27 protein-coding genes are annotated in these 22,911 nt (G+C 37.3%); 9 read left to right on the forward strand and 18 right to left on the reverse strand.

Annotated features, from left to right (window positions below; all coding sequences use genetic code 11):
• The first annotated feature begins 48 nt into the window (after nt 1-48).
• The 3 genes from nadD to rsfS all read left to right on the forward strand — a co-directional run bounded on the left by nadD (nt 49) and on the right by rsfS (nt 1,684).
• Entirely contained in the window at nt 49-675 is a 627-nt protein-coding gene (nadD, locus tag NQ560_RS07555; protein WP_040015479.1) for a nicotinate-nucleotide adenylyltransferase, read from the forward strand.
• On the forward strand, nt 647-1,228 hold the full coding sequence (yqeK, locus tag NQ560_RS07560; RefSeq protein ID WP_005332788.1) for a bis(5'-nucleosyl)-tetraphosphatase (symmetrical) YqeK: 582 nt from the start codon (nt 647-649) through the stop codon (nt 1,226-1,228). The genes nadD and yqeK overlap by 29 nt, the downstream gene beginning before the upstream one ends.
• Nucleotides 1,229-1,330: 102 nt before the next feature.
• Complete coding sequence (rsfS, locus tag NQ560_RS07565; protein ID WP_005336327.1) at nt 1,331-1,684, forward strand: ribosome silencing factor; 354 nt, start codon at nt 1,331-1,333, stop codon at nt 1,682-1,684.
• 174 nt (nt 1,685-1,858) lie between these two features.
• On the opposite strand, the gene NQ560_RS07570 is transcribed toward rsfS, so the two are convergent.
• From NQ560_RS07570 to lexA, 3 genes are all read right to left on the reverse strand, one after another.
• Nucleotides 1,859-2,746 carry an IS3 family transposase gene (locus tag NQ560_RS07570; protein ID WP_005332784.1) on the reverse strand — a complete coding sequence of 296 codons (888 nt, stop codon included), beginning with the start codon at nt 2,744-2,746 and terminating at the stop codon, nt 1,859-1,861.
• Complete coding sequence (locus NQ560_RS07575) at nt 2,677-3,240, reverse strand: transposase (protein WP_040015448.1); 564 nt, start codon at nt 3,238-3,240, stop codon at nt 2,677-2,679. The genes NQ560_RS07570 and NQ560_RS07575 overlap by 70 nt, the downstream gene beginning before the upstream one ends.
• Nucleotides 3,241-3,445: 205 nt before the next feature.
• A complete protein-coding gene (gene lexA / locus NQ560_RS07580) occupies nt 3,446-4,063 on the reverse strand; it encodes a transcriptional repressor LexA (RefSeq protein WP_005332774.1) in 618 nt (205 codons plus the stop codon).
• A 371-nt stretch (nt 4,064-4,434) separates the two neighbouring features.
• On the opposite strand from lexA, the gene NQ560_RS07585 reads away from it, so the two are divergent.
• The 5 genes from NQ560_RS07585 to NQ560_RS07605 all read left to right on the forward strand — a co-directional run bounded on the left by NQ560_RS07585 (nt 4,435) and on the right by NQ560_RS07605 (nt 8,528).
• The gene (locus NQ560_RS07585; protein WP_005332771.1) at nt 4,435-4,824 is read left to right on the forward strand and encodes a LysM peptidoglycan-binding domain-containing protein; all 390 of its coding nucleotides are present in this window, start codon (nt 4,435-4,437) and stop codon (nt 4,822-4,824) included.
• A 233-nt stretch (nt 4,825-5,057) separates the two neighbouring features.
• Nucleotides 5,058-5,540, forward strand: coding sequence for a hypothetical protein (locus NQ560_RS07590; RefSeq protein ID WP_040015447.1), 483 nt, complete (start codon nt 5,058-5,060; stop codon nt 5,538-5,540).
• 54 nt (nt 5,541-5,594) lie between these two features.
• The gene (locus NQ560_RS07595; RefSeq protein WP_005332767.1) at nt 5,595-6,593 is read left to right on the forward strand and encodes a DUF5688 family protein; all 999 of its coding nucleotides are present in this window, start codon (nt 5,595-5,597) and stop codon (nt 6,591-6,593) included.
• Nucleotides 6,594-6,676: 83 nt separating this feature from the next.
• Complete coding sequence (locus tag NQ560_RS07600) at nt 6,677-7,222, forward strand: Uma2 family endonuclease (protein ID WP_005332765.1); 546 nt, start codon at nt 6,677-6,679, stop codon at nt 7,220-7,222.
• Nucleotides 7,223-7,442: 220 nt separating this feature from the next.
• Nucleotides 7,443-8,528 (forward strand): tyrosine-type recombinase/integrase, encoded by a 1,086-nt coding sequence (locus tag NQ560_RS07605; protein ID WP_005332763.1) that lies wholly within the window; start codon nt 7,443-7,445, stop codon nt 8,526-8,528.
• A gap of 193 nt (nt 8,529-8,721) precedes the next feature.
• Here the strand turns inward: NQ560_RS07605 and NQ560_RS07610 are convergent, their stop codons facing one another.
• The 8 genes from NQ560_RS07610 to mnmL form a co-directional block, all read right to left on the reverse strand.
• Nucleotides 8,722-9,366 (reverse strand): cytidylate kinase-like family protein, encoded by a 645-nt coding sequence (locus NQ560_RS07610; protein WP_005332761.1) that lies wholly within the window; start codon nt 9,364-9,366, stop codon nt 8,722-8,724.
• 64 nt (nt 9,367-9,430) lie between these two features.
• A complete protein-coding gene (locus NQ560_RS07615; RefSeq protein ID WP_005332760.1) occupies nt 9,431-10,339 on the reverse strand; it encodes an RluA family pseudouridine synthase in 909 nt (302 codons plus the stop codon).
• The gene (gene lspA, locus NQ560_RS07620) at nt 10,317-10,826 is read right to left on the reverse strand and encodes a signal peptidase II (protein WP_005332759.1); all 510 of its coding nucleotides are present in this window, start codon (nt 10,824-10,826) and stop codon (nt 10,317-10,319) included. The genes NQ560_RS07615 and lspA overlap by 23 nt, the downstream gene beginning before the upstream one ends.
• A 59-nt stretch (nt 10,827-10,885) precedes the next feature.
• The gene (locus NQ560_RS07625; protein WP_005332758.1) at nt 10,886-11,641 is read right to left on the reverse strand and encodes a YlmH family RNA-binding protein; all 756 of its coding nucleotides are present in this window, start codon (nt 11,639-11,641) and stop codon (nt 10,886-10,888) included.
• A 38-nt stretch (nt 11,642-11,679) separates the two neighbouring features.
• Nucleotides 11,680-12,228, reverse strand: a complete 549-nt coding sequence (locus NQ560_RS07630; protein WP_005332757.1) for a cell division protein SepF — start codon at nt 12,226-12,228, stop codon at nt 11,680-11,682.
• Between the two features lie 13 nt (nt 12,229-12,241).
• A complete protein-coding gene (locus NQ560_RS07635; protein WP_040015477.1) occupies nt 12,242-12,946 on the reverse strand; it encodes a YggS family pyridoxal phosphate-dependent enzyme in 705 nt (234 codons plus the stop codon).
• Between the two features lie 13 nt (nt 12,947-12,959).
• A complete protein-coding gene (locus NQ560_RS07640; protein ID WP_005332754.1) occupies nt 12,960-14,336 on the reverse strand; it encodes a biotin/lipoyl attachment domain-containing protein in 1,377 nt (458 codons plus the stop codon).
• A 73-nt stretch (nt 14,337-14,409) separates the two neighbouring features.
• Nucleotides 14,410-15,360, reverse strand: coding sequence for a tRNA modification radical SAM protein MnmL/YtqA (mnmL, locus tag NQ560_RS07645; RefSeq protein WP_005332752.1), 951 nt, complete (start codon nt 15,358-15,360; stop codon nt 14,410-14,412).
• Nucleotides 15,361-15,432: 72 nt separating this feature from the next.
• Here mnmL and NQ560_RS07650 point away from each other — a divergent pair, with 72 nt between their 5' ends.
• Nucleotides 15,433-15,645: a DUF378 domain-containing protein gene (locus tag NQ560_RS07650; RefSeq protein ID WP_005332750.1), complete on the forward strand. Its 213-nt coding sequence runs from the start codon at nt 15,433-15,435 to the stop codon at nt 15,643-15,645.
• Nucleotides 15,646-15,714: 69 nt separating this feature from the next.
• Here the strand turns inward: NQ560_RS07650 and NQ560_RS07655 are convergent, their stop codons facing one another.
• The 7 genes from NQ560_RS07655 to mreD form a co-directional block, all read right to left on the reverse strand.
• Nucleotides 15,715-16,818, reverse strand: coding sequence for a D-alanyl-D-alanine carboxypeptidase family protein (locus NQ560_RS07655; protein ID WP_005332749.1), 1,104 nt, complete (start codon nt 16,816-16,818; stop codon nt 15,715-15,717).
• Complete coding sequence (locus NQ560_RS07660) at nt 16,802-17,197, reverse strand: methylglyoxal synthase (protein WP_005336385.1); 396 nt, start codon at nt 17,195-17,197, stop codon at nt 16,802-16,804. The genes NQ560_RS07655 and NQ560_RS07660 overlap by 17 nt, the downstream gene beginning before the upstream one ends.
• Nucleotides 17,198-17,210: 13 nt before the next feature.
• Nucleotides 17,211-18,335 (reverse strand): FtsW/RodA/SpoVE family cell cycle protein, encoded by a 1,125-nt coding sequence (locus NQ560_RS07665; RefSeq protein WP_005332746.1) that lies wholly within the window; start codon nt 18,333-18,335, stop codon nt 17,211-17,213.
• A complete protein-coding gene (locus tag NQ560_RS07670) occupies nt 18,332-18,544 on the reverse strand; it encodes a cell division topological specificity factor MinE (protein WP_005332744.1) in 213 nt (70 codons plus the stop codon). Before NQ560_RS07670 ends, NQ560_RS07665 begins: the two co-directional genes overlap by 4 nt.
• A 15-nt stretch (nt 18,545-18,559) precedes the next feature.
• Nucleotides 18,560-19,351: a septum site-determining protein MinD gene (gene minD, locus NQ560_RS07675; RefSeq protein WP_005332740.1), complete on the reverse strand. Its 792-nt coding sequence runs from the start codon at nt 19,349-19,351 to the stop codon at nt 18,560-18,562.
• Between the two features lie 100 nt (nt 19,352-19,451).
• The gene (locus NQ560_RS07680) at nt 19,452-22,394 is read right to left on the reverse strand and encodes a penicillin-binding transpeptidase domain-containing protein (protein WP_207635667.1); all 2,943 of its coding nucleotides are present in this window, start codon (nt 22,392-22,394) and stop codon (nt 19,452-19,454) included.
• Nucleotides 22,387-22,905: a rod shape-determining protein MreD gene (gene mreD / locus NQ560_RS07685; RefSeq protein WP_005332738.1), complete on the reverse strand. Its 519-nt coding sequence runs from the start codon at nt 22,903-22,905 to the stop codon at nt 22,387-22,389. The genes NQ560_RS07680 and mreD overlap by 8 nt, the downstream gene beginning before the upstream one ends.
• Between the last annotated feature and the right edge of the window lie 6 nt (nt 22,906-22,911).

Genomic DNA, 22,911 nt, shown 5'->3' on the forward strand with positions numbered 1-22,911 from the left:
AGAAGAAGCAGTAACAAAAAAATGTATGGTATCAGTGAGGTGATATCTATGAAGATAGGAATTATGGGAGGTACATTTGATCCGATCCACAATGGACATTTACATCTTGCCCGGACTGCACTTACGCAGTTCGATCTGGATCAGATCTGGTTTATGCCAAATGGAATGCCTCCGCATAAAAAACAGTCTTCTATTGAGTCAGATATTCATGAAAGAATTGCCATGACCCGGATTGCAATAAAAGCTAATAAGCAGTTTTATCTGCAGGAATATGAAGCGAAGCGGGAAAAAGTATCTTACTCCTATAAAACGATGGAACATTTTCGGAAAATGTATCCGGACGATGAATTTTATTTTATTATAGGAGCAGATTCCCTTTTTTCAATCGAAACATGGAAACACCCGGAAAGACTTTTTAAGGCATGTATTATTCTTGCAGCGTGCAGAGATGAGGCGGCGACCAAAGAGTCCTTAAATGGACAGATACAGATGCTTAAAGGAAAATATGGAGCATATATAAAGTTCCTTGCAATGCCTTTAGAACACGTATCGTCTCATGAAATCAGAAAACTTATAGAATCAGGAGAACCTGTGTCAGAATACATTCCGGCAGAAGTCGAAGCTTACATCAGAAAGGAAGGACTGTATGGATCAGGAAATCGAAAAAATCAGTAAAAAATTAATGAAAGAACTGGATGAAGACCGCTATCGCCATACACAGGGGGTAATGTATACTTCAGCAGCACTGGCAATGCGTTATGGCGCAGATTTGAAAAAGGCTTTACTTGCCGGACTTTTACATGATTGCGCAAAATGCATTCCAGGACATACAAAGATAAAAATGTGCGAAAAATACAATCTGGAGATTTCAGAAATCGAACGAAAGAATCCAAGTCTCTTGCATGCAAAATTAGGTGCTTATCTAGCGAAAGATAAGTATGATATAGAAGATGAAGAGATTCTTATGGCAATTCGCTCTCATACGACAGGACGTCCGGGAATGAGTCTTTTAGAAAAGATTGTATATATTGCAGATTATATGGAGCCGGGGCGCAAAGAGCTGCCCAATATGATGGATGTGAGACATTTGGCATTTGAAGATATTGATAAGTGTCTATATCGTATTTTGCGAGATTCCCTGGTGTATCTGAAAGCGCAGGACATGCCAATTGATCAGACAACCGAAGAGACTTATCAATATTACAATGAACTTTATTCCAAACATTAATAATTAATAGCAGATATGCGATGGGCGATGGCGTCCACGATAGGTGACGGGCAACAAAATCACTCGCATTCCTGCAAATTTAAAATAACAGGAGGAGACAGAATGAATCAGGCACTGGAAATGGCACGCGTAGCATATCAGGCACTGGATGAGAAAAAGGGTGAAGATATTCGTGTGATCGATATATCTGGGATATCTGTCATTGGAGATTATTTTGTTATAACAAACGGAACCAGTGACAGTCAAGTACGTGCACTTGTTGACAATGTAGAAGAGAAGATGCATAAAGCCGGATATGAGTTGAAAGAGCAGGAAGGTAATAACAGCGGTACATGGGTACTTCTGGATTACGGTGATATCATCATTCATATTTTTGACAGAGAAAACCGTCCATTCTATAATCTAGAGAGAATCTGGAGTGATGGAAAAGACGTTGAGATGAATGAATTATCTTAATAAATGAATTTAGATGATGCCAGGATTGTGGGAGTGCAACGCACGGAACAATCCGTAGGCATCATAGTTGGGGCTTTTGACCCCAACATCATTTAGATACAACAGAAGAGTGGAATATAAAAAACGGTATGGCGCAGTGATATGTACCCAGAATCCTGGACACATATTTATGAACTAGGCTGAACACATGGATGCTATCCTGTATTGTACAGGTGGCATCCATTTTGTTTTTGCCTGAATTCTTTTGTTATTATAATAATCTATATATTCTTCAACCGCTTGTGAGAATTCTTCGAAGGAAGAATAGTCTTTCTCATAACCATAATACATCTCATTTTTCAATCTTCCAAAGAATGTCTCCATAATACAATTGTCATAGCAATTACCTTTCCGTGACATGGATTGTACAATGCCATGTTCTTGTAAGGCATTTCTAAAATTGACATGCTGATACTGCCACCCCTGATTAGAATGAAATATTAATCCTTCGACAGAAGGAAATTTTTCAAAAGCTTTATTTAGCATTCTTTCTATCTGGCCAAGATTAGGAGTCCTAGATAAATCATATGAAATAATTTCGTTTGTATTCATATCTAGCACTGGCGATATATAACACTTTCCCCATGAAAAATTGAATTGAGACACATCTGTGGTCCATTTTTGTAAAGGCGAAGTTGTGCTGAAATCTCTGCCTATTATATTATCAGCAATCTTACCAACTTGTCCCTTATAGGAATGATATTTTTCCTTTGGTCGTTTGCCGGCTAATCCTGATTCATGCATAAGACGCTGAACTCTCTTATGGTTCACCTGATACCCGCGATTAATAAGTTCCTGGTGAACCCTTCTTACGCCATATCTGCGTTTGTTCTCCTCAAAAATATTTTTTATTTCTTCTAGTACTTCTTGATTGCGTTCGGCAACAATATCGTTTCTGTTAATCTCAAAATAGTAAGTAGATTTAGCCATATGCATTGCTTTTAGGAGATACTTTAGTTGATATCCTTTTTCTCTGAGTTCTTTGATGATTGCTGCTTTTTCGCCTTGAGTTGCGCAACCCATTTTTCTTGCCTCAAGGCAATCCGTTTTTTTATTACTTCATTCTCGGCTTTGATATATTCATTTTCAGTTCTCAAGCGTATCAGTTCTTCTCGTTCCGATTCTGTTAAAGGTAATGGATTTGTTGATTTTTTCATTCTCGGTTCCTTTGTTGGTCGTCCTCTTTTACTTTCTACCAATCCATTATATCCTTGTAATTTATATTTGTGTACCCATTGATAAAGCAGTCCTGCATTAATGCCTGCTTCTATGGCAACTTTCGTTCTTGGTGTGCCTGCAATAACCTTTGAAATCAGTTCAAGTTTTTCTTCGGGTGTCCATACCTTATTAAACACCTTATGTTTTAAAACTTCTGGACCATGTAAATCAACCAATCTGGACCATTCTCGTATATGCCTTTTGAGAGTATTGGGATTCAGCCCCTCTGGGATGTCAGGATACGAACCCGAATGATACAATTCAACACACATCATTTTAAACTCATAACTATAACGCATAAAAATACCCTCCTTACTGATTGTCCAGTAAAGAGGGTACATATCACAGGTCATACCGTTTTTATAATAAAGATACCAGGGTTCCAATATGAGCATAAAAGTGGAGTGAAAGCAGGATGTGAAAATGAAATCCTATGAGTTACTATGGAAAAGCACTTGTGCAATGAAATACACAAGTGCTGAAGCCGTACTAAAAATATGAAAATTATTTAAAGAATCTAAATACACCAATCACCTTGCCAAGAATCTGGCAGTCTCTTACGATGATCGGATCCATAAAGTCGTTCTCCGGTTGAAGTCTGATAAATCCCTCTTCTTTATAAAAAGTCTTTACAGTTGCACCATCATCGATCAATGCAACAACCATATCTCCGTTATCTGCTGTCTGCTGTTGTTCTACCAGTACCATATCCCCGTTAAGAATACCGGCATTGACCATACTCTCACCGCAAACAGTCAGCATGAAGGTCTGATTATTCGGCATGAATTCCATCGGAATAGGAAAGTAGTTTTCGATATTCTGCTGTGCCAGAAGAGGTTCTCCGGCTGCTACACGACCGATTAGCGGAACATTGACCATCTCACGTCTGTTAAAATTAAAAGACTCATCTAAAATCTCAATTGCCCTCGGTTTTGTCGGGTCACGCTTAATATATCCATTCTTCTCCAAAGTCTCAAGATGAGAATGGACAGAAGAAGTAGATTTTAGATGAACAGCTTCACATATGTCACGTACTGCAGGTGGAAATCCACGTTCCAGTATCTGTGATTTGATATAATCTAAAATCTCTTGTTGTTTTGGAGTAATCTTACCCTGTGCCATAATTATAATAACCTCCCGTATATTCACACCAGCTCTTTTAGATAGTTATAGTTTAGCAGTATATGACAGAGCAACAAGCCCTTTTGTAAAACTATATAAGAACTGTACAAAATTGTTTCATTAACGTTCGTTGGCTTGATATAGAGCCTCTAATTTGATGGTTATATTTTATCACAGGGCATATTAAAAAGCAAACAAATGTTTAGAAAATATGTTCGGATTTTTATAAAAAGATATTGACATCCAAACAACTGTTCGATATAATATAATCACGAACAAAAGTTCGAGAACATTCATTCGATACTACAAAAAGATATAGTTACAATTTAGAATTTCATGTTAGGGAATCAAAAAAGAGGAGTGTAAAAGTTATGAGAATGGGTAACGAATATGCAGTAGAAAGAACAATGGGAAGAACAGAATCAGGAAAGTGTCAATCGAAAACGCATAAGACATACAGAGACACATTAACACTTTGGATTGTAGCATTTATTATGATTGCTGGATTAAGTATTGCACTTGGAAGCAATCTGGTATCCGCCCACGATAAGAGTGAACAGCCAGAACAGAAATTTTACAAGAGCATTGAGATCAAAGAAGGTGATACGTTATGGGGAATCGCTAAAGAATACAGAGGTGATGACTACGATTCTATTTATGACTATATTGATGAAGTAATGTCTATTAATGGACTTACATCAGATCAGATCCACGCAGGACAATACCTTACAGTAGCTTATTATGACACACAGGCAAGATAATTAGTCTGTTGTGTAAATAATATAGCGTTTAAGATATATTTTATTACTCAGATATATAAGAATGTTATTCTCTTATATATAAACACTCACCCATGGACAGGGCATAAGATTAGAGATAGTTTTATGCCCTGTCTTTATACTAAGAAGAGAATTGACAATAGAATTACAAGAAGTTATCATAAATATATTAGACGTAAATAAAATAGTTAATTTCATTATAGGGAGGCATAGACGTGAGTGAAAAATTGAAATTTAGTTTGCTGATATGTTTTTTCTTTTTATTAATGATAATTTCAATATGTCTTATTATAAAACGTTGGAATCGATATAGTACATTTTCAAACGGAACATATAAAAATGCAGGGCAAAAATTAATTTTCGAAATTTTCTTTTCGAAGGAGGAAGCAATACAAAGATTATATAGTCCTGCTGAAAGTGATACTTTGGATTATGAATTTTGGAACGATAATGGAGAGTATTATATAAAAGTAAAAGGTATTAAACGTTTTCAGCAAATGAACGGAGTTTTAACGGCTGCTTTTAAAGTGGATTTTATACAACAGAACGGTAAGAATTATATGGTTGTAGACCACATTAATAATATGCAGCTTTTATATTCGGCTGGATACGAAGCAGAATTATTTGAATTTATGACTAAAAAACTAAACTGTGTTCCTGTTTCAGAAGAAATTATAAAAGTAGATTGTTATAATTAATTTTAGATTTAGATTTTTTAGCAATATAACATATATATATATAGGAGGAACCAAATGGAATATTTAACATTTGTGGAAGAATTAAAAAAACATATACTAAAGAATGAAAAATGGAACATTTCCGAAGAAAATTATAAATTTTATCCCGACGGATATAACGCTGAAAGTGATATCGAAAAAGAGTTTATACGAAATACAAATGTAAAATATAATCGTGTGGAATCGGACACGTTAATCGGTGACTTTCTTAATTTAACTGTAACATTAGAGGGCAGGACAGATACTTATTGCCGATTCTCTGTCAAAGAGTTATATAATGAATATCAGGAATATGGCTGGGAGAGAGTTGATTTTATTATCAGTGAAAATATTAAGCTGGCATCATTTTACAGTCCGGATGAGATTATGAAGAATATTACAGATTATGAGTTTATTCGTAATCGTCTGATTGTCCGGCCAATAAATTTTACCGATAATAAATATGAATTAAAGGATTGTGTATACAAGAAGATTGGTGATATTGCACTTGTATTATATGTATTGCTTTATGACGATGAAAAAATGGGATTAGGCACTGTGAAAGCCCAAAAAGCATTTATTGATAAGTGGGAGAAGGATTATGGGGAGATATGGGAAGATGCATTACGGAATACGAATGTCTGGGCACCGCCGCGTATGTACATGCGTGCAGAAGATTTAATTGATCCACCATATACTCAGGGAGCGTTTATGGCATTTGGATATAAGTTTGAAAAGATAAATCCGTTATTTGCACCGACAATTACGACAGTGAAAAAGAAAAATGGAGCAATTGCAATGTTTTATCCTGGAGTATTAGAGAAACTGGCAGAAATTTGTGGCGGAAGTTATTATGTATCATTTACAAGTATTCACGATGTACGAATTCACCCTGTATCAACAGTGCAGCCGAGACGGATTCTTCGCTCTTTAAAAGATGTAAATAAAATGTTTAATCAAGCGAGTGATATTCTGAGCCGTCAAATATTTGTTTATGATAACGAGAAGAAAGAATTAAAACCTATGGAAATGTAACTTTGAAATATTTTCAGTTGGCAATCCACCTGTAAATGTTCCAATGTTAATTAGATAATATAAATAAAAGGGAGGTCCTAGTTATGCCATTACCAAAAGAACAACATAAATATACAGTTGATGATATTTTGGCTTTACCAGATGGTCAGCGTGCAGAATTAATAGACGGACAGATTTATGATATGGGAACACCGACAAAAACACATCAAGATATACTTGGATATTTATTTTTTAGTGTACAGAGCCATATCATGAATAATAAAGGTTCTTGTCAGGCAATGTTGGCACCATTTTCCATTTTTTTGAATAACGATGATAGAAATTATGTCGAACCGGATTTATCTGTAATATGCAATCCATCAATTCTTGATGAAAAAGGGTGTCATGGAGCACCGGATTGGATAATTGAAATTGTATCTCCAAGTAGTGAACGGATGGATTATGTTGTAAAAACATTCAAATATCGGACTGCTGGAGTTCGAGAGTATTGGGTTATAGACAAAACCTTGCAAAAAGTAACAGTTTTTGATTTTGAAAATGACAATATGTTTGAATATGATTTTACACAGAAAATTCCCGTTTTGATTTATGATGGCGAATTGGAAATTGATTTATCCAGATTTATTTAGCTATGATTTAGGAGGCTAAAGTTCATTCTAGAGTTATTTATATATATGTTCACATTAGTAAAATCAATCTATACGACAAACACCGATTTTTCCAAAAGATGTAGATATGAAGATGAAGTTATGGTATAATTTACGTAGATTTTTATATGAAATAAAGGATATTCCAATATTCAAAGGATCATATAGACACATAACGTAATTAATACGAGGGGAAAATATTATGGCAGACAAAACAATAACTAAATCATCAACTATGACAAGCGATTATTACAAGCAGACACAGATAGACCAGACACTGAGACTTAGAGAAGTCTTAAAGACTTTGCCGCCATTCGCGAAGGATTATTTCCGGGCTATGGAGCCCAAATCGTCTGCAAAGACGAGAATCAATTATGCATATGATATCCGGGTGTTCTTTCATTTTTTATTAGAAAATAATCCGATTTACAAGAATTATACGATGGATCAGTTCCGGGTTCAGGATCTGGAGCGTATTGAGCCTGTTGATATTGAAGAATATATGGAATATCTGAAGGTTTATAAGCGTGAGGACAACGAAATGATTACCAACGGTGAACGTGGGTTAAAACGTAAAATGTCAGCGCTTAGAAGCTTTTATTCGTATTACTTTAAGCATCAGTACATTGCCACGAATCCGACGCTTTTAGTAGATATGCCAAAGCTTCATGACAAGGCGATTATACGTTTGGATATTGATGAGGTGGCAATGCTTTTGGATTATGTGGAATCTGCAGGAGAACATCTGACTGGACAGGCACTTGCATATTATCAGAAAACAAAGAATCGTGATCTGGCGATTCTTACACTTCTTCTCGGTACTGGAATCCGTGTTTCAGAGTGTGTAGGTTTAAATCTTACAGATGTAGATTTTAAGAATAATGGAATTACGGTTACGCGAAAAGGCGGAAGCCAGATGGTTGTTTATTTTGGTGATGAGGTTGCGGATGCACTTGAGAATTACATTGAAGCTGACAGGAAAGTCATTACTCCCCTCTCCGGCCATGAAGAAGCCTTATTTTTGTCAACGCAAAGAAAGCGTATGGGGGTTCAGGCAATTGAGAATATGGTGAAGAAATATGCCCGTCAGGTAACTCCGAATAAAAAAATCACACCTCATAAGCTTCGTAGTACCTATGGCACGTCGCTATATAAGGAAACAGGTGATATTTATCTTGTGGCAGATGTCCTGGGGCATAAAGATGTTAATACGACCAAAAAACATTATGCAGCTATTGATGAAGACAGACGCCGTATGGCGGCGTCTGCAGTGAAATTAAGAGAATAAATTTTAAAAATTAAAATTTTTTTGATTTTTGATGTAAGAAAATAGTATTCAAACAAAAAACTAAAACAGTTGAATAAAAAATAAGAAAGCAGAATCTATTTCTGACTGAGAAAATGTTCCGCTTTCTTATTTTTTATTGTTATATAAGACTGAAGTTAAAAGGTCTCAACTATGATACCCGGGATTTTTTCATTTAGTATATCTTTTTATTAATTTTCTGATCATCTTTGATTTCAATCAGTTTAAGAATCGCGTCAACAGTACCTTCAATGCCGAGTTTGGAACTATCCAGACAGAACTGATAGCTGTTTGCATCTCCCCAGCGTTTGTTTGTATAATAATTATAATAGCTGCTACGCTGTTTATCTGTCTTACGGATCATATCTTTTGCCTTTGCATCTGTCAGATCAAAATCACGTGCGATACGGCGGATACGGGCATCCATATTTGCATGAATAAATACGCTTAAAAGCTCAGGATTATCTTCTAATGCATAATCTGCACATCTTCCGACAAGAACACAAGGTCCGGCTTTTGCAATCTTTTTTATCGCATCAAATTGTGCAAGAAAAACCTTATGATTTAATGGCATATCCGTATAACTTCCGGATGAATAACCAAAGGAATATGTATCCATTACTAGAGAATACAGAAAGCTGTTTGTTGGTTTTTCATCATGGCTTTCAAAAATCTCCTGGCATATTCCGCTTTCTTTTGCTGCAAGATCCAGCATATCTTTGTCGTAACATTTAATACCTAATTTTTCAGCTAATTTATGACCTATCTCGCATCCTCCACTACCAAATTCACGTCCGATTGTAATAATTGTATTTGTCATATTTATCACGCTCCTTTAAATATATAGACATTATACTATAAATTGCGTGAAATGTATAGAAAATTTAATTTAATTTCTCTAATAAATTCAAAAAATAATCAGGTAAAGGAGCATTTACTTCAATATATTCATTAGTACGTGGGTGGATAAATCCAAGTGTTCTAGCATGCAGGGTCTGCCCTACGAGCTTAGAAAATGGACATTTTTTGGGGCCATATACCTGATCACCGAGAAGTGGGTGTCCAATACTTGCCATGTGTACGCGAATTTGATGTGTACGCCCGGTTTCAAGCTTACATTGGATATAAGTGTAGTCGCCAAAGCGTTTCAGCACTTTGTAATGGGTAATGGCATTTCTTGCATTTTTAGCATGGATGCTCATTTTCTTACGATCTGTTGGATGACGTCCGATAGGTGCATTTACAGTTCCTTCTTCTTCTTTGATATTTCCATGTACAATGGCTTCGTAAATTCGATTAATAGAGTGTTCTTCTAATTGCACAGCAAGGCTCTGGTGAGCCATGTCATTTTTACAGATGATCAGAGAACCGGTTGTATCCATATCGATGCGGTGTACGATTCCGGGACGGGAAGTGCCGTTGATACCGGAGAGCTCATTACCACAATGATACATTAAAGCATTGACCAATGTTCCACTGTAATGCCCAGGGGCAGGATGGACTACCATTTGTTTTGGCTTATTGACGACAATTACATCTTCATCTTCATACAAAATGTCCAGAGGAATGTTTTCTGGCTCGATATCGGGTTCTTTTGCCTCTGGGATACATACTTCTACCCTGTCACCTAAAACAAGCCTGTAATTGGCTTTTACAGGCTTGTTGTTGACTTTAATATATTGTTCTTTAATTAATTTTTGAAGATATGATCTAGATCGTTCCGGCATCTCCTCAGCAAGATAACGGTCAATACGGTCTCCTTCTTCATTTTCAACTGTGAAATATTCTGTCAAGGTCTTCCTCCTTATAATAAAACAACAATAAAAAAGCAAGTATAAATGTTCCGACTGTTACATAGATGTCAGCTACATTGAAAACTGGAAAGTCGATCAGTTTAAAATAAAAGAAATCCACGACATACCCTAGTTTTAACCGATCAATAAAATTGCCAATTGCACCAGAGAAAATAAATACGGCACAAATTCGTAATGGCAGTAGTTTTTTTGTCATTGGGACATGCAGATAGAACCAGATAATAAATACTGAAATGATCAGTACAATGATAAAAAAGAAAATCTGTTTATTCTGCAGAATGCCAAATGCTGCTCCGTGATTCTCTAGGTATTCAAACTGAAACACATTTTTGAACAGAATAAAAGGATCCTGTCCTTTTAGATGATCCACAGCTAAAGTTTTTGTGAACTGATCGAACCATACACCAACTAATACAAGTAATATTGCTGAAATATAATGTCTGCCGCGTGATTTTATTGAATCCATAATTTATAAAAGTCCTTTCTGATTCGAAGTTTCAAAAATACTGTCATATTCCGGATATTTTAAATATATTTTCTAAGAGAAATCATGTAACGTCCTTTTTTTGTCTCGGACAGAATTCCTGCATAAGCGATTCGTCCAAGTCCACGGACGGAAATCAAATCGCCTTCATTCAGATGATAGCCATTATTCGTGATCAGTTTACCGTTTACAAACACTTTTGCAGCTTCGATATATGTGGTCAGTTTACTCCGGGAAAGTGGGTATGCGACCGAAAGCACAGTGTCAAGGCGCACGGAAGGAACTGTTCCTTTCAATTCCTCAAAATGAGGTTCATAGGAAATATCTGAAAGTTCTCTGCGTTCCACGGTGATAGTTGTATGCCTGATCCGTGTGAGATTTTTCATAATATAGTCTGAAATCTCCTCTTTTACAAAAACAATAGCACCATCGTCTGCTTGAATAATATCACCGATCTTGGTACGACTGGTTCCAAGATTCATAATAGCCCCCAGATAATCACGATGTGTCAGATCTTCTGCAAAACGCTTGTTCACCGGACAGATTTTAAGAGCCTGCATTGGGTAACCGTAGTCATAATAAAGAGCATCAGGTAGAAATGCAACCATCTGACGCTCTGCTAACTCATAACCTCCATACGTTTCGAACCTCGCTTTAAACTGATCTTTCGGGGTCCTGTGCAGGATATTCAATTCATTCAAATTCAGAAAATCTGAAAATGTAACAATATCACGACTGAATGCAAGATTAGATAATTCAATCAGCCGTTTTTCCAATAATTGTTCCTCTTTATTCATAAACGCTCACTATTATAAATACTCTGAAAAACTTTTAATTAAAATCTTGTACGCATTGAAGATGTGTCAAGAGAAGTGTTCAGTAAATCCTGTAAATCTCCGGAAATGTCAACATTAGTAGGTGTGACAAGGAAGATGTAATTGGATATCTTCTGAAGATTTCCACTGATTGCATATGTAGCACCAGATGTAAAATCAATGATTCTCTGAGCAACCTCAAGATCCAGTCCTTCCAGATTCAGAATAACAGTACGTCCGCTTAATAATGTTTCTGTGATCTCTCTGGCATCTTCTACAGATGTCGGTTTAATAACACAGACTTCCATGCTTACACCTGTGCGACGTGCTGGCTGACGCATCGGAGTTACTTTATTATTAGAACGGGCCGGACGCTGCTGAGACTTGGCAGGAAGTTCGTAATCGTCTTCGTCACTTTCATCATGAGTCTTTTCTCTGCGGAAGATACTCTTTTTTGGCTTTTCTTCGTATTCATCATCATATTCGTCATCATCAAAGAAGTCATCTTCATCATACTCATCATCATCACTTAACTTCATGATGTCCAAAAACTTATCTAATACTCCCATTTTGTAATATCTCCTATCTTACGTTTGTTTGAGCATAATTACGGGCACCAAAAATGGCTGTTCCCACACGAACCATTGTTGCACCTTCTTCAATTGCAACTTCATAATCATTGGTCATACCCATGGAAAGTATACTCATAGACATATTATGGGCGTTTTTACGCGCTATGTCAACAGATAATTTCCTTAATTCTGCGAAAATTGGTCTATTTTCTTCTGGATTATCAACAAATGGAGCGCTTGTCATGAGTCCCATAAACTGAATATGTGAAAAATCAGAAGCTTTTTCAACAAAATCATCTAATTCTTCCGGAAGAAATCCGAATTTGCTCTCTTCTCTTCCTACATTTACTTCAATCAGGACTTTTGCAATTACATGTTTCTTAGCTGCTTCTTTTTCAATCGCTTCGGCAAGTCTCAAACTGTCAACAGAATGAATCAAATCCACTTTATCAATGATATATTTGATCTTGTTGCGCTGAAGATGGCCGATCATATGCCAGTGAATATCAGCAGGAAGTACTTCCGACTTATCCATGATTTCCTGAACTTTATTTTCACCGAAAAGACGGATTCCAAGATCATAAGCTTCCTGGACCATTTCTGCCGGTTTGGTTTTACTGACTGCGATCAGAGTAACTTCTGAGCGGTCACGCCCACTTCTTTCGCATGCAGCCTGAATTTTCTGTTCTACATTTTCCAGATTTTCTTTTAACATTTTTATCAGCTCCTTAATAAACAATATCATTTTCTCTTACATCTTTGCCAACAAGTGCAATATGGTCATAATTAGCCAGACCATAGGAATTTCCAGATTCAACGATATAGTATTCATCACTTTCACACAGTATATGGATTTGTTTAAATACAGCATATCCTTTATTGATATTATAGACTCCCTGTAAAGATTTTGTTTTCTTAAGCTTGTATGTTTCAGGTGAATCAGGTTTTATTAAAGTTGTATTTTTATCAAATGCATTTGGATCCAGATAAACCATGCCAGTTTCTGTATCTCGATAATAGATATCAACTTTTTTAAACTGGGCATCGTCAGAATCGTTATTGATTAAAACACCAGTTTCTTTACTGTTGCCGCCTTGTGTCAGATAATTTTCCGGTACAAGATAAAAGTCTTTTTTTGTCACAGAGGACTTTGGAATTTTAAGTCCGGATTCATCTTCTAAAATTAATTCAATATCCAGATAACGGTCTTTCGCATAGCGGACCATGGAAGTATGAAATGTAAGGATACCAAGGTTTGTGTTTTTGGCACTGTATACTTGAAAAGAGGCACGTTCTTTCACCTGATCTTTTGTGAACTGAACCTTTACGCTTTTCGTATCAGCCAGATTTTTAGCTGTTTTATCATCCAGTGGAATGACCAGTGACCAGTCATCATCTTTCACAAGTTTATAGATAGCTTCTCCGGAATTTACCTTTGAATTGTTTTTTATGTTTACGGAATTATAGTTCTTTTTTGAAAGCATATCAGCAGTGACATCACTGACGGTCAGATTCTCATATCCATCTGTAGAATAAAGAATCACACCGTCGGACTGAGCATTGAATACCTGAAGCCCGTCAGTACCTGCCTGTACCATCTCATCTAATTGTGCCTGGCGACTTTGATTAGATTTGCTTTCCAGAACAGAGGAAATTTCATCTCTTAAAGAATAAACCTCGTTGAAACTGCTGCCATTGTAATTTTCACTAAAGGACTGGGTCTTTAAATAGATGGAATCTCGTTCTTCGGCAGTCAGTTCCTGCGAATCTGTAGAAACTGTGTCATTAAATTCTAATTGTTTTGGAGAAAGAGAATATACTTTTGTTTTTGCACCAACTTTGCTGGCTTCTGACACAAAATAGTTAATATAACCTGACTGCTCGGCAGTCACGACCTCTTCATTGCGGATTGCCAGTCCGGTATAGGCATTATCTTTTAAAATGCTGCCCTCTCTGACTTCATATGCCGAAATATGCTTACTTGTCAGGTACATAAGAACCGTGACAAGCAGATATATGAATACCACTCCAAAGATGACAATTCCGATATTAATATTCCATTTTTTCCGAAATGCAGTAATATTTGTAGTATGATTTTCTGCCAACGTCGGCCTCCTTTTAATGATTCAAGATTCTTAGACAAGTCGTAATATTTAGATCTGCAAAGCAGACAAAGTATTATAAATTATCAGAGCCATCTAAAGACCTTAAAGCTGCTCCATGTAAATAATGATACATTTTTCCCTGGTAGCTGTCTGTTTTCTGCATCGTGCTAAGTAGTTCATCTTTTAGTTTCCACCAGCTTGTGCCCCAGTTACAAAAAACGGCATCATTTTCGGGAATACGGCTGAAAAGCCGTTCCACGGCAATTTCTGGATTAAGGTATTCCAAAAATGTAATTGCACGTGTGATATATTCTTCTTTTGAACACAGAGTTATTGTACCATTTTCATAAGCTTCACACAACCTTGTGTTTTTAGCAATATAGAGAGAATGGAGTTTGACTGTGCTGACCTGAAGTGCAGACAGTATCTTTGCAGATTCAATAGCATCAATCAGATCATCACCTGGCAAGTTGAGAATAACATGTGCACAGGTGTCAAAGTGATAATCTCGGATCATCCACACAGCATCAATAAATTCGGCTAATGTATGTCCGCGATGTATATTTCTTAATGTATGGTAATTTACAGTCTGAAGTCCAAGTTCCAAAGTAATCTCTACTTGAAATTCTGAACGGATTTTTTCAAGAATTTTCAAATAATCAGAGCGGATACAGTCCGGTCTGGTCGAAATGGAAATTTCTACAACATCCGGAAAGCTTGCGCCTTCCCGCATATATTTTTCAAATCTGTCAATGGGTAAAAATGTATTCGTGTAGTTTTGAAAATAAGCAATAAATTTATGTGCATGATATTTTTTTTCAATCTTTTCTCGAGTCAGAGTTAATTGTTCTCTCACAGATAATTGAGGATTTAAAGCTTCAAATCCTGTTCCCTGTTCCGCACAGAAATCGCAGCCACATGCTCCGTTTAAACGGTTTGGGCAGGTAACAGGAAGATTGACAGGAAGTTTATAAACCTTTTCATGATATTTATTTTTTAAATAATCTGAATAAGTGTAATACATAAATATGGTCCTTTTGCATAAATCCTTGAACTTTGTACATAATATAGGTAGTACAAAAAAGGAGGAATCTATATGAAATGGTTTGACAATACAGCTCTTACAATTGTAATTATCGGGGCTGTCAACTGGTTGCTCGTTGGGATATTCCGGTTTGATCTGGTAGCTTTCTTATTTGGAAATCTGTCCTGGTTATCCAGGATTATCTATACAATCGTAGGTATCTGTGGACTTTACCTGATCAGCTTGTACGGTCGCATGAAAGATATGACAGATGTCTGCTCATAAAGCAGGCTAAGAACAAACCAAGGGGTATCCCTATGAGGATGCCCCTTTTGATATACCTTTTTAGTGCAACTAAATTTTACTGAGCATAGATGTCATATCCTGATAAAGAAGAGGCTTTGATCCGGCTCCCATAATAATGGAAATGTAGGGATTTCCAGAACTGTCCTTTGTAAGGAGAATTAGGCAGTTTCCGGCTCCTTTTGTTGTACCGGTCTTGCCGCCGATGATCGTGACATTATCAGGAGGAGTCGCTTCTCCTTTTGCATAATAGTTGGTAGGCTCCCATTTCACATCTCGTTTTGTTCCATCTGCACCGGTAATATGTGCAGTATAGGAACTGCTGTTAATAATCTTTACAAAATCATCATGTTTGATACATTCATTAAAAATCAGATACAGATCATAAGCAGTCGTATAATGGTTATCGTCATGAAGACCACTTGGATTCACAAAATGACTGTTTGTTGCCATGAGTTTTTTGGCTTCAGCATTCATCATCTCTGCAAATTTTTCTGTACTGCCTGCAATGTGGTCAGCAATGGCAACAGCATTGTCGTTGCCGGAATATAAAAGAAGACCGTTCAACAGATCTTCCAGTGTGAGCTGATCACCTGCTTTGATGCCACATGTCTGTTCATCTGCTGCAAATTTACCAGAATCAGCTTCATCAGCCACTGTGACCGTATCAGATAAATTTCCATTCTCCAAAGCAACCAGGGCGGTCAGGATCTTCGTTGTGCTTGCAGGATAGATTTTCTTATGAATATTATAAGCACAATCTGTTTCGGCGTTATTCACGTCAAAAAGCCCTACTGCATGTACGGACTCTGGTTCAAAACCAAGTGGATTACCAGCAGCAGAAGCATTTTCGGAAACTGAGTCAGAACCAGTATCGGAAGATTTAACAGATAACGGAATGTCTTCAGATGCTGTACACAGATTTTCGGCAAATAGCTGCCCCCGATACAAAGTTTTTGTATAATTGGAAGTTTCATATTCCTGTACCAGAGATTCTGTTTTGTTGCTGCCTTTATAGATATTGACAGCTGCAATACACTGTATCATAAGAATAACAGACAGGCATGCGACCCATCTGTTTCTTATTTGTTTTTTTCTTTTATTTCGTTTATTTCTTGCTCTTCTGCTTTTGGAAGAGTTATCTGTACATTTCACGCCAGTCTAAATCTCCTCTGTCAATTGCTAAAATAATCAGTTCAGCTGTTGCAAGATTTGTTGCCATTGGGATATTATAAGTATCGCAAAGGCGGAATAAATCATTGACCTCCGGCTCATGAGGTTTTGGGTTCATAGGTTCTCTTAAAAAAATTAATGCATCAATATCATTCTGAGCAATCTGAGCTCCGAGCTGTTCCTTTCCACCAAGTGGACCAGCTAGATATTTGTGAACATTCAGATTCGTTACCTCTTCGATGAGTCTTCCAGTTGTACCGGTAGCATAAAGTTCGTGTTTACTCAGAATTCCACGGTAAGCAATACAGAAATTCTGCATCAGTGTTTTCTTTGAATCATGAGCGACAAGACCTATATTCATTGCGTTCACTCCTTTATTGATATTTTTTTTGTTGCAGTCCGACATTTAAGACAAATCCAATACCGATATATAAACTTACAAGTGATGTCAGGCCATAACTGATAAATGGCAACGGTACTCCGGTATTCGGAAGCATATTTGTTGCTACACTTATATTAATAAAACTTTGGAATCCAATCAGACCTCCAACGCCACTACATATGATCTTTCCAGCGAGATCCCGCGATCGCATTCCAATCAATATACATTGTATCACAACAAGTAGTAATAACGCAATAATAATACAACATCCAACAAACCCAAGTTCCTCGCCAATAATGGCGAAGATAAAATCCGTCTGTGGCTCTGAGATATAGTTACCATTTTTTACAGAGGTAGTAGTATTGTTATTCAGACCTTTTCCGGTAAGCTGACCAGATCCGATTGCCATCTCAGAGTTATTCTGCTGATATGCTTCATCACTGGCATACTTTTCAGGCTCCAGGAAAGCAAGAATACGCTTTTGCTGATAGTCTTTCAAAAATGGCTGGTTTGGCTGGACAGCGATACTTAAAAAGATAATAGCCACTGGAACTAATATAAGAAGTACAGTTCCGATAAATTTGTAACTCAGTCCTCCAACATAGATCAACAGGCAGATGACAAGTGCAGTGCAGATCGTAGTAGAAAGGTTCGGCTCTACCAGAATTAAAGCAAGCGGAATTCCGGCAAGCACTGCATATTTAATCAATGTGACTGTATCGTTAATATCATCTTTGTGATCCATAAGAAATCTTGCAAAAAACAAAATTAAAAGAATTTTTGCTAGTTCTGATGGCTGAAAAGTTGTAAATCCCAAGTCAATCCAACGCTTTGCGCCGTTGGCTGTGTGCCCGAAGACAAGTACAGATAACAAACTTAATATTGCAACTGCGTATATAATCCAGTAAAAATTAAGAATCCATATATAATCGATCAAAGATACAATCATCATAAGAATGAATCCTACACAGACACCAAAAATCTGCTTGTTCTGAACAGATGCCTTCGCACTGCCTACAACCATAACGCCAATCACGGATAATGCAAATACAAGCAGAACAAGGCTGAACTTGTAATCTCTGAGTTTATAAGGTTTTGTTAATCTTGGTAATCTCACGTTTCTTCTCCTACATATGAAATGAAAATATGTGTTCTGTATATTTCAACATGAAAGTTATCTTCTGTAAGTTCCAGATATTTGGATAATGTCTGGAATAAATCTCTGGAAATGTTCTCATATTCTGCCGGAGAACAGCTTATGCGGTCTGACACGATCAGCAGTTTCAATCTGCTTTTCGCAACAGACACAGAAGATTTTTTTAACATGCTGTATGTACCCTCCTATTTTTTATGAAAGACACCGGACAGCTTTGAAAATAGTCCTTGATGTCCGGAAAGATTCAAGAAAGGTACTTCAAGGCCGAGAATACGCTTGCATATATTTGTATAGGCTTTTCCGGCCAGGGAATCCAGGCTGATGACCGGTTCCCCCTGATTCGTGGCAACAACAACCTGCTCGTCATCTGGAATGGCTCCAATCAGTGGAATGGAGAGAATTTCAGTCACATCATCAATGGACATCATATCCCCTCGTCTGACCATATCCATTCGGATGCGATTAACGATTAGCGAACTATTGCGAATCTGATTTTTTTCCAACAGTCCAATGATGCGGTCAGCATCACGGATTGCGGAAACCTCCGGTGTTGTGACAACAAGAGCACGATCAGCTCCGGCTATTGCATTTTGGAATCCCTGTTCGATTCCGGCCGGACAGTCTAAAAGTACATAATCAAATTCCTCTTTCAATTCTGAAGCCAGCTTTTTCATCTGTTCCGGTGAAATTGCTGATTTATCTTTTGTCTGGGCAGATGGAAGCAGATAGAGATTTTCATATCTGCGATCCCGGATTGCTGCCTGTTTCAATCGACAGGTTCCTTCAATCACATCGACCAGATTATAGACAATCTGATTTTCCAGTCCCATAACTACGTCAAGGTTGCGAAGACCAAGATCGGTATCAATGACAATGACTTTCTTTCCTAACCAAGAGAGTCCCGCACCAATATTTGCTGTTGTAGTGGTCTTACCTACACCGCCTTTTCCTGATGTAATAACAATTACTTCGCCCATGAATAACTTCCTCCTGTCAATGGCTTTGTTTCATGCTTTTAAATATTCTTTTCGCTATGTGTTTCATGAACCATTTTGTCTTTTGAAAGGCAAGCTGCTCCTAGCCTTCATTTGAAGCATTTGAACCAATGCTTGAAGCTGTTCCGGTTATCAATTCATTTTCCGGAGTGAGCTGGTAATAATATTTCATAACGTCTCTGGCTACTTCTGCTGCATAAGTAGAACTATAACCATTGGCGATACGAGTTGCAAAAGCAACTTCCGGTGAATCGCTTGGCGCAAATCCTATGAAAAGCGCATGGTCCGGATGCGTTTTACTCTGCTGAGCTGTTCCGGTCTTACCGGATAACTGGAATCCGCTCCTGTTAATATCCGAAAATGTACTACTATGAGATACAAGTACTACATTACGCATTCCTTCGTGTACAGCATCCCATGTGCTCGCAGAAATATCTGACAGAGTATTATCGATTTTTGGCTGTGATTCTTCAATGACATTGCCTTTGACATCAGTGGTCTTGTTCAGGAGTGTCAGATCAAAAAGTGTTCCTTTATTTGCAATCGTAGTAACATAGCGGGCAAGCTGACTTGTCGTGTAGTTGTTGGTACCCTGTCCAATTGCAGATGGTACAGAAGAATCATCGGAAATTTGTGGATCAGCCTCTGGAATTTCCATTCCAGAAGTGGTTCCAAGTCCAAACATCTGAGCATATTTTGAAAGCTTCTGGAGTCCAAGTTCACTGGAATAGTAAGCATTCGTTGCATCACCTTGATTATTATCCTGGCTGATGGAATTGATTCCGTTGTCTTTCAGACTTAATCTGTAACCGACTTCATAAAAGAAACTGTTACAAGAGTTCTCAATTGCACCTGACACATCCAGACTGCCATGTGCATTTGGGTAAATCCAGCATTTTGGATTTGGTTCAATCTTTTCATAAATACCATGGCACGGAAGATGGGAATCTGTACTGATAACACCTTCGGTAAGTCCGGCTATGGCAGACAAAGGTTTGTAAGTAGATCCCGGTGCGGTCTTTTCCTGTGTCGCATTATTGTAGAATGGACGGGAACTTGCTGTTACAAGCTGATTGTAATAAGTTGAGTCCATATTGTTTGCAAGTCGGTTATTGTCATATCCCGGATAAGATACACATGCCAGAACCTGACCTGTGGAAGTATCTGTCATGACAAAAGAACCTGTACATGGTTCCAGACCGAGCTGTCCAGGTGTAATCTCCAGTGTCTGGATCTTTCCACGCATAAAGTCATAAGCTGTTGTTGCGCCACTTGCGAGTGCATTATATTGAGATTCATCGTAATTAAGTATATTCTGCTCGTAGAGAATCGTACAAAGTTCACGACCAGTAATGGATCCGGCTTTGATCATGTATTTGTAGATCAGCTTGTCAAAACTGTTATCTGATTGTAAATGTTCATTTAAGTATGAAATAATTGCCTGAAAAGTTTCCGAGGAATCCGAATATTTACCCCCATTGCTTGTATAATTTTGAAGCTTTGAGGTATCAATCCAGTTCTGAGAAACAGCATAATTTAAAAATGTGTAAACATTGATGGTCTCATCTGTTTTCCATGCTTTATAGGTTTCATCATTTTTGTCGATGACACTGGAATTTAAAATGCCGGTATTATTTGTCAATATATCTGTAACAATATAACTCAGATAAGCCTGCATTTCCTTAGAATCATCTTTGTATGCAGCTGCATTAGGATCTGCAAGTGTACTGGAAAGACTTGCCAGAACCTGCTCTTTGTATCCGGAAAATGTATTATAAACTTCTTGTTCGGTTGATTTTGCATCATTCTCACTGAAATGAGTCATATTTACAACATCATTGGTAATGAGTGCGTTATAAACATCGCCAATCGGAATCATAACGTCACTTCCGTCACTGACAGAATTCCGATCAAAATCCAAAGCGTTTTGGATTTTGGAAAGAAGAATTCCGGCAAGCTCCTGTTCCAGAATATTATAGGCTGCTTTTTGAAGATTAGCATCCAAAGACAGATATACATCATTGCCAGCTTTTGGTTCTGTAGACTGAACGGTGTCCAGAACTTTACCAACGTTATTTACATATAATTTCACTTCACCCTTTTTGCTGCGAAGTGTGGAATCCAGGACTTTTTCAAGTCCGGATTTTCCGACAGTATCCGTTTTGGAATAAGTTTCCTGATCCTCTTTACTAAGTGCATCATATTCGTCTGTTGAAATCTGTCCGGTATAGCCAATTACATTTGAAAAACATTTACTGTCTGTATATCGGCGTAAGGATTCTTCTTCAATGTTAACGCCCTGCAGAGAATCACTGTTTTCCATAATATCAGCCACAGTCTGGTCACTGACATCGGATGCAATCGTAGTAGAGATATATTTCTGATAACTGTTCAGAGACATTGCATAACGTACATTGACCAGTTTCAAAATCATAGTCTTGTCCAGCTTTTTCTCGTTGATACCATAACCGTAAGTTTTATCGGTACATAAGTAATGCATGATGTCGGCAGCAGACTGGGACTTTTGCTTGTCCGATAATTCATCAATGGTTTTTTTGCCGTATACATCTGCGATGAAACGCAGGCGCTGGGTATCACTTTCTGCTACAAAAGAGTATTCACTATTGGCATCCAGAATAATACCAAAATCATTGATGACGGAATCACCATTACTTTCCACAATATTAATAACTTTCGTTACAATTTGATTTAAAGCTTTATTTTTTTCGGATTTTTTATCATAGTCTCCATTATCCTGAATGGTAACAGAATAAGCCAGTTCATTGTAGGCAAGCAGAACACCGTTGCGGTCATAAATATTGCCGCGGGTTCCTTCGACCTCTTTTGTTTTTTGAATCTGAAGTTCATATTTGTCGGTATAGTTCTGTCCTTTCACAATCTGCAGATAAAATACTCGTTGAAGTAATACTGCTGACAAGACGCAGAACATGATAATTGCAATAAATGTTCTTGATTTTACGATATCACTTATGCCGGATTTGATCCGGTTCCACAAATTATACAAATCGGCTTGCACTCCTTTGCTCTTCTGCTTCTAGTTTTTTGTTAATGTGTAAGATGATCTGATATACGATCAAAGTTGCTAAAATAGTGTATACAAGTTCTGGCAGGATAATATGAATCAGATAGGTTCCGAAACTAAAGTCACCTTTCAGGATATATCCGCAAAAGCAGATAATGCCACCGTAAATTAGTTCACTGCCACTGATAAGTACTAAAGGCAGTTTAATATCTTCATCATAAAACAAACGTTCAAATGTTCCGTTTAAATATCCAATCACAGTATATAAAAGTATATAAAATCCAATTGTGTTTCCCCAGAAAACGTCTGTCAAAAGTCCACAGATCACACCAACAGCCATACCTTCTTTACGTCCTCGCATAAATCCGAAAGATGCTGTTACGATTATAAAAAGATTTGGCTGCACGCCGGCAAAAGCCAGTGATGGGAAAATGGTACTTTGCAAGAGAAAACACAGGATAATAATTGCCAGTGTTATGAGCTTTCGTTTCATAGATCA

Source organism: Dorea formicigenerans (genome assembly GCF_025150245.1).
Classification (GTDB): Bacteria; Bacillota; Clostridia; order Lachnospirales; family Lachnospiraceae; genus Dorea; species Dorea formicigenerans.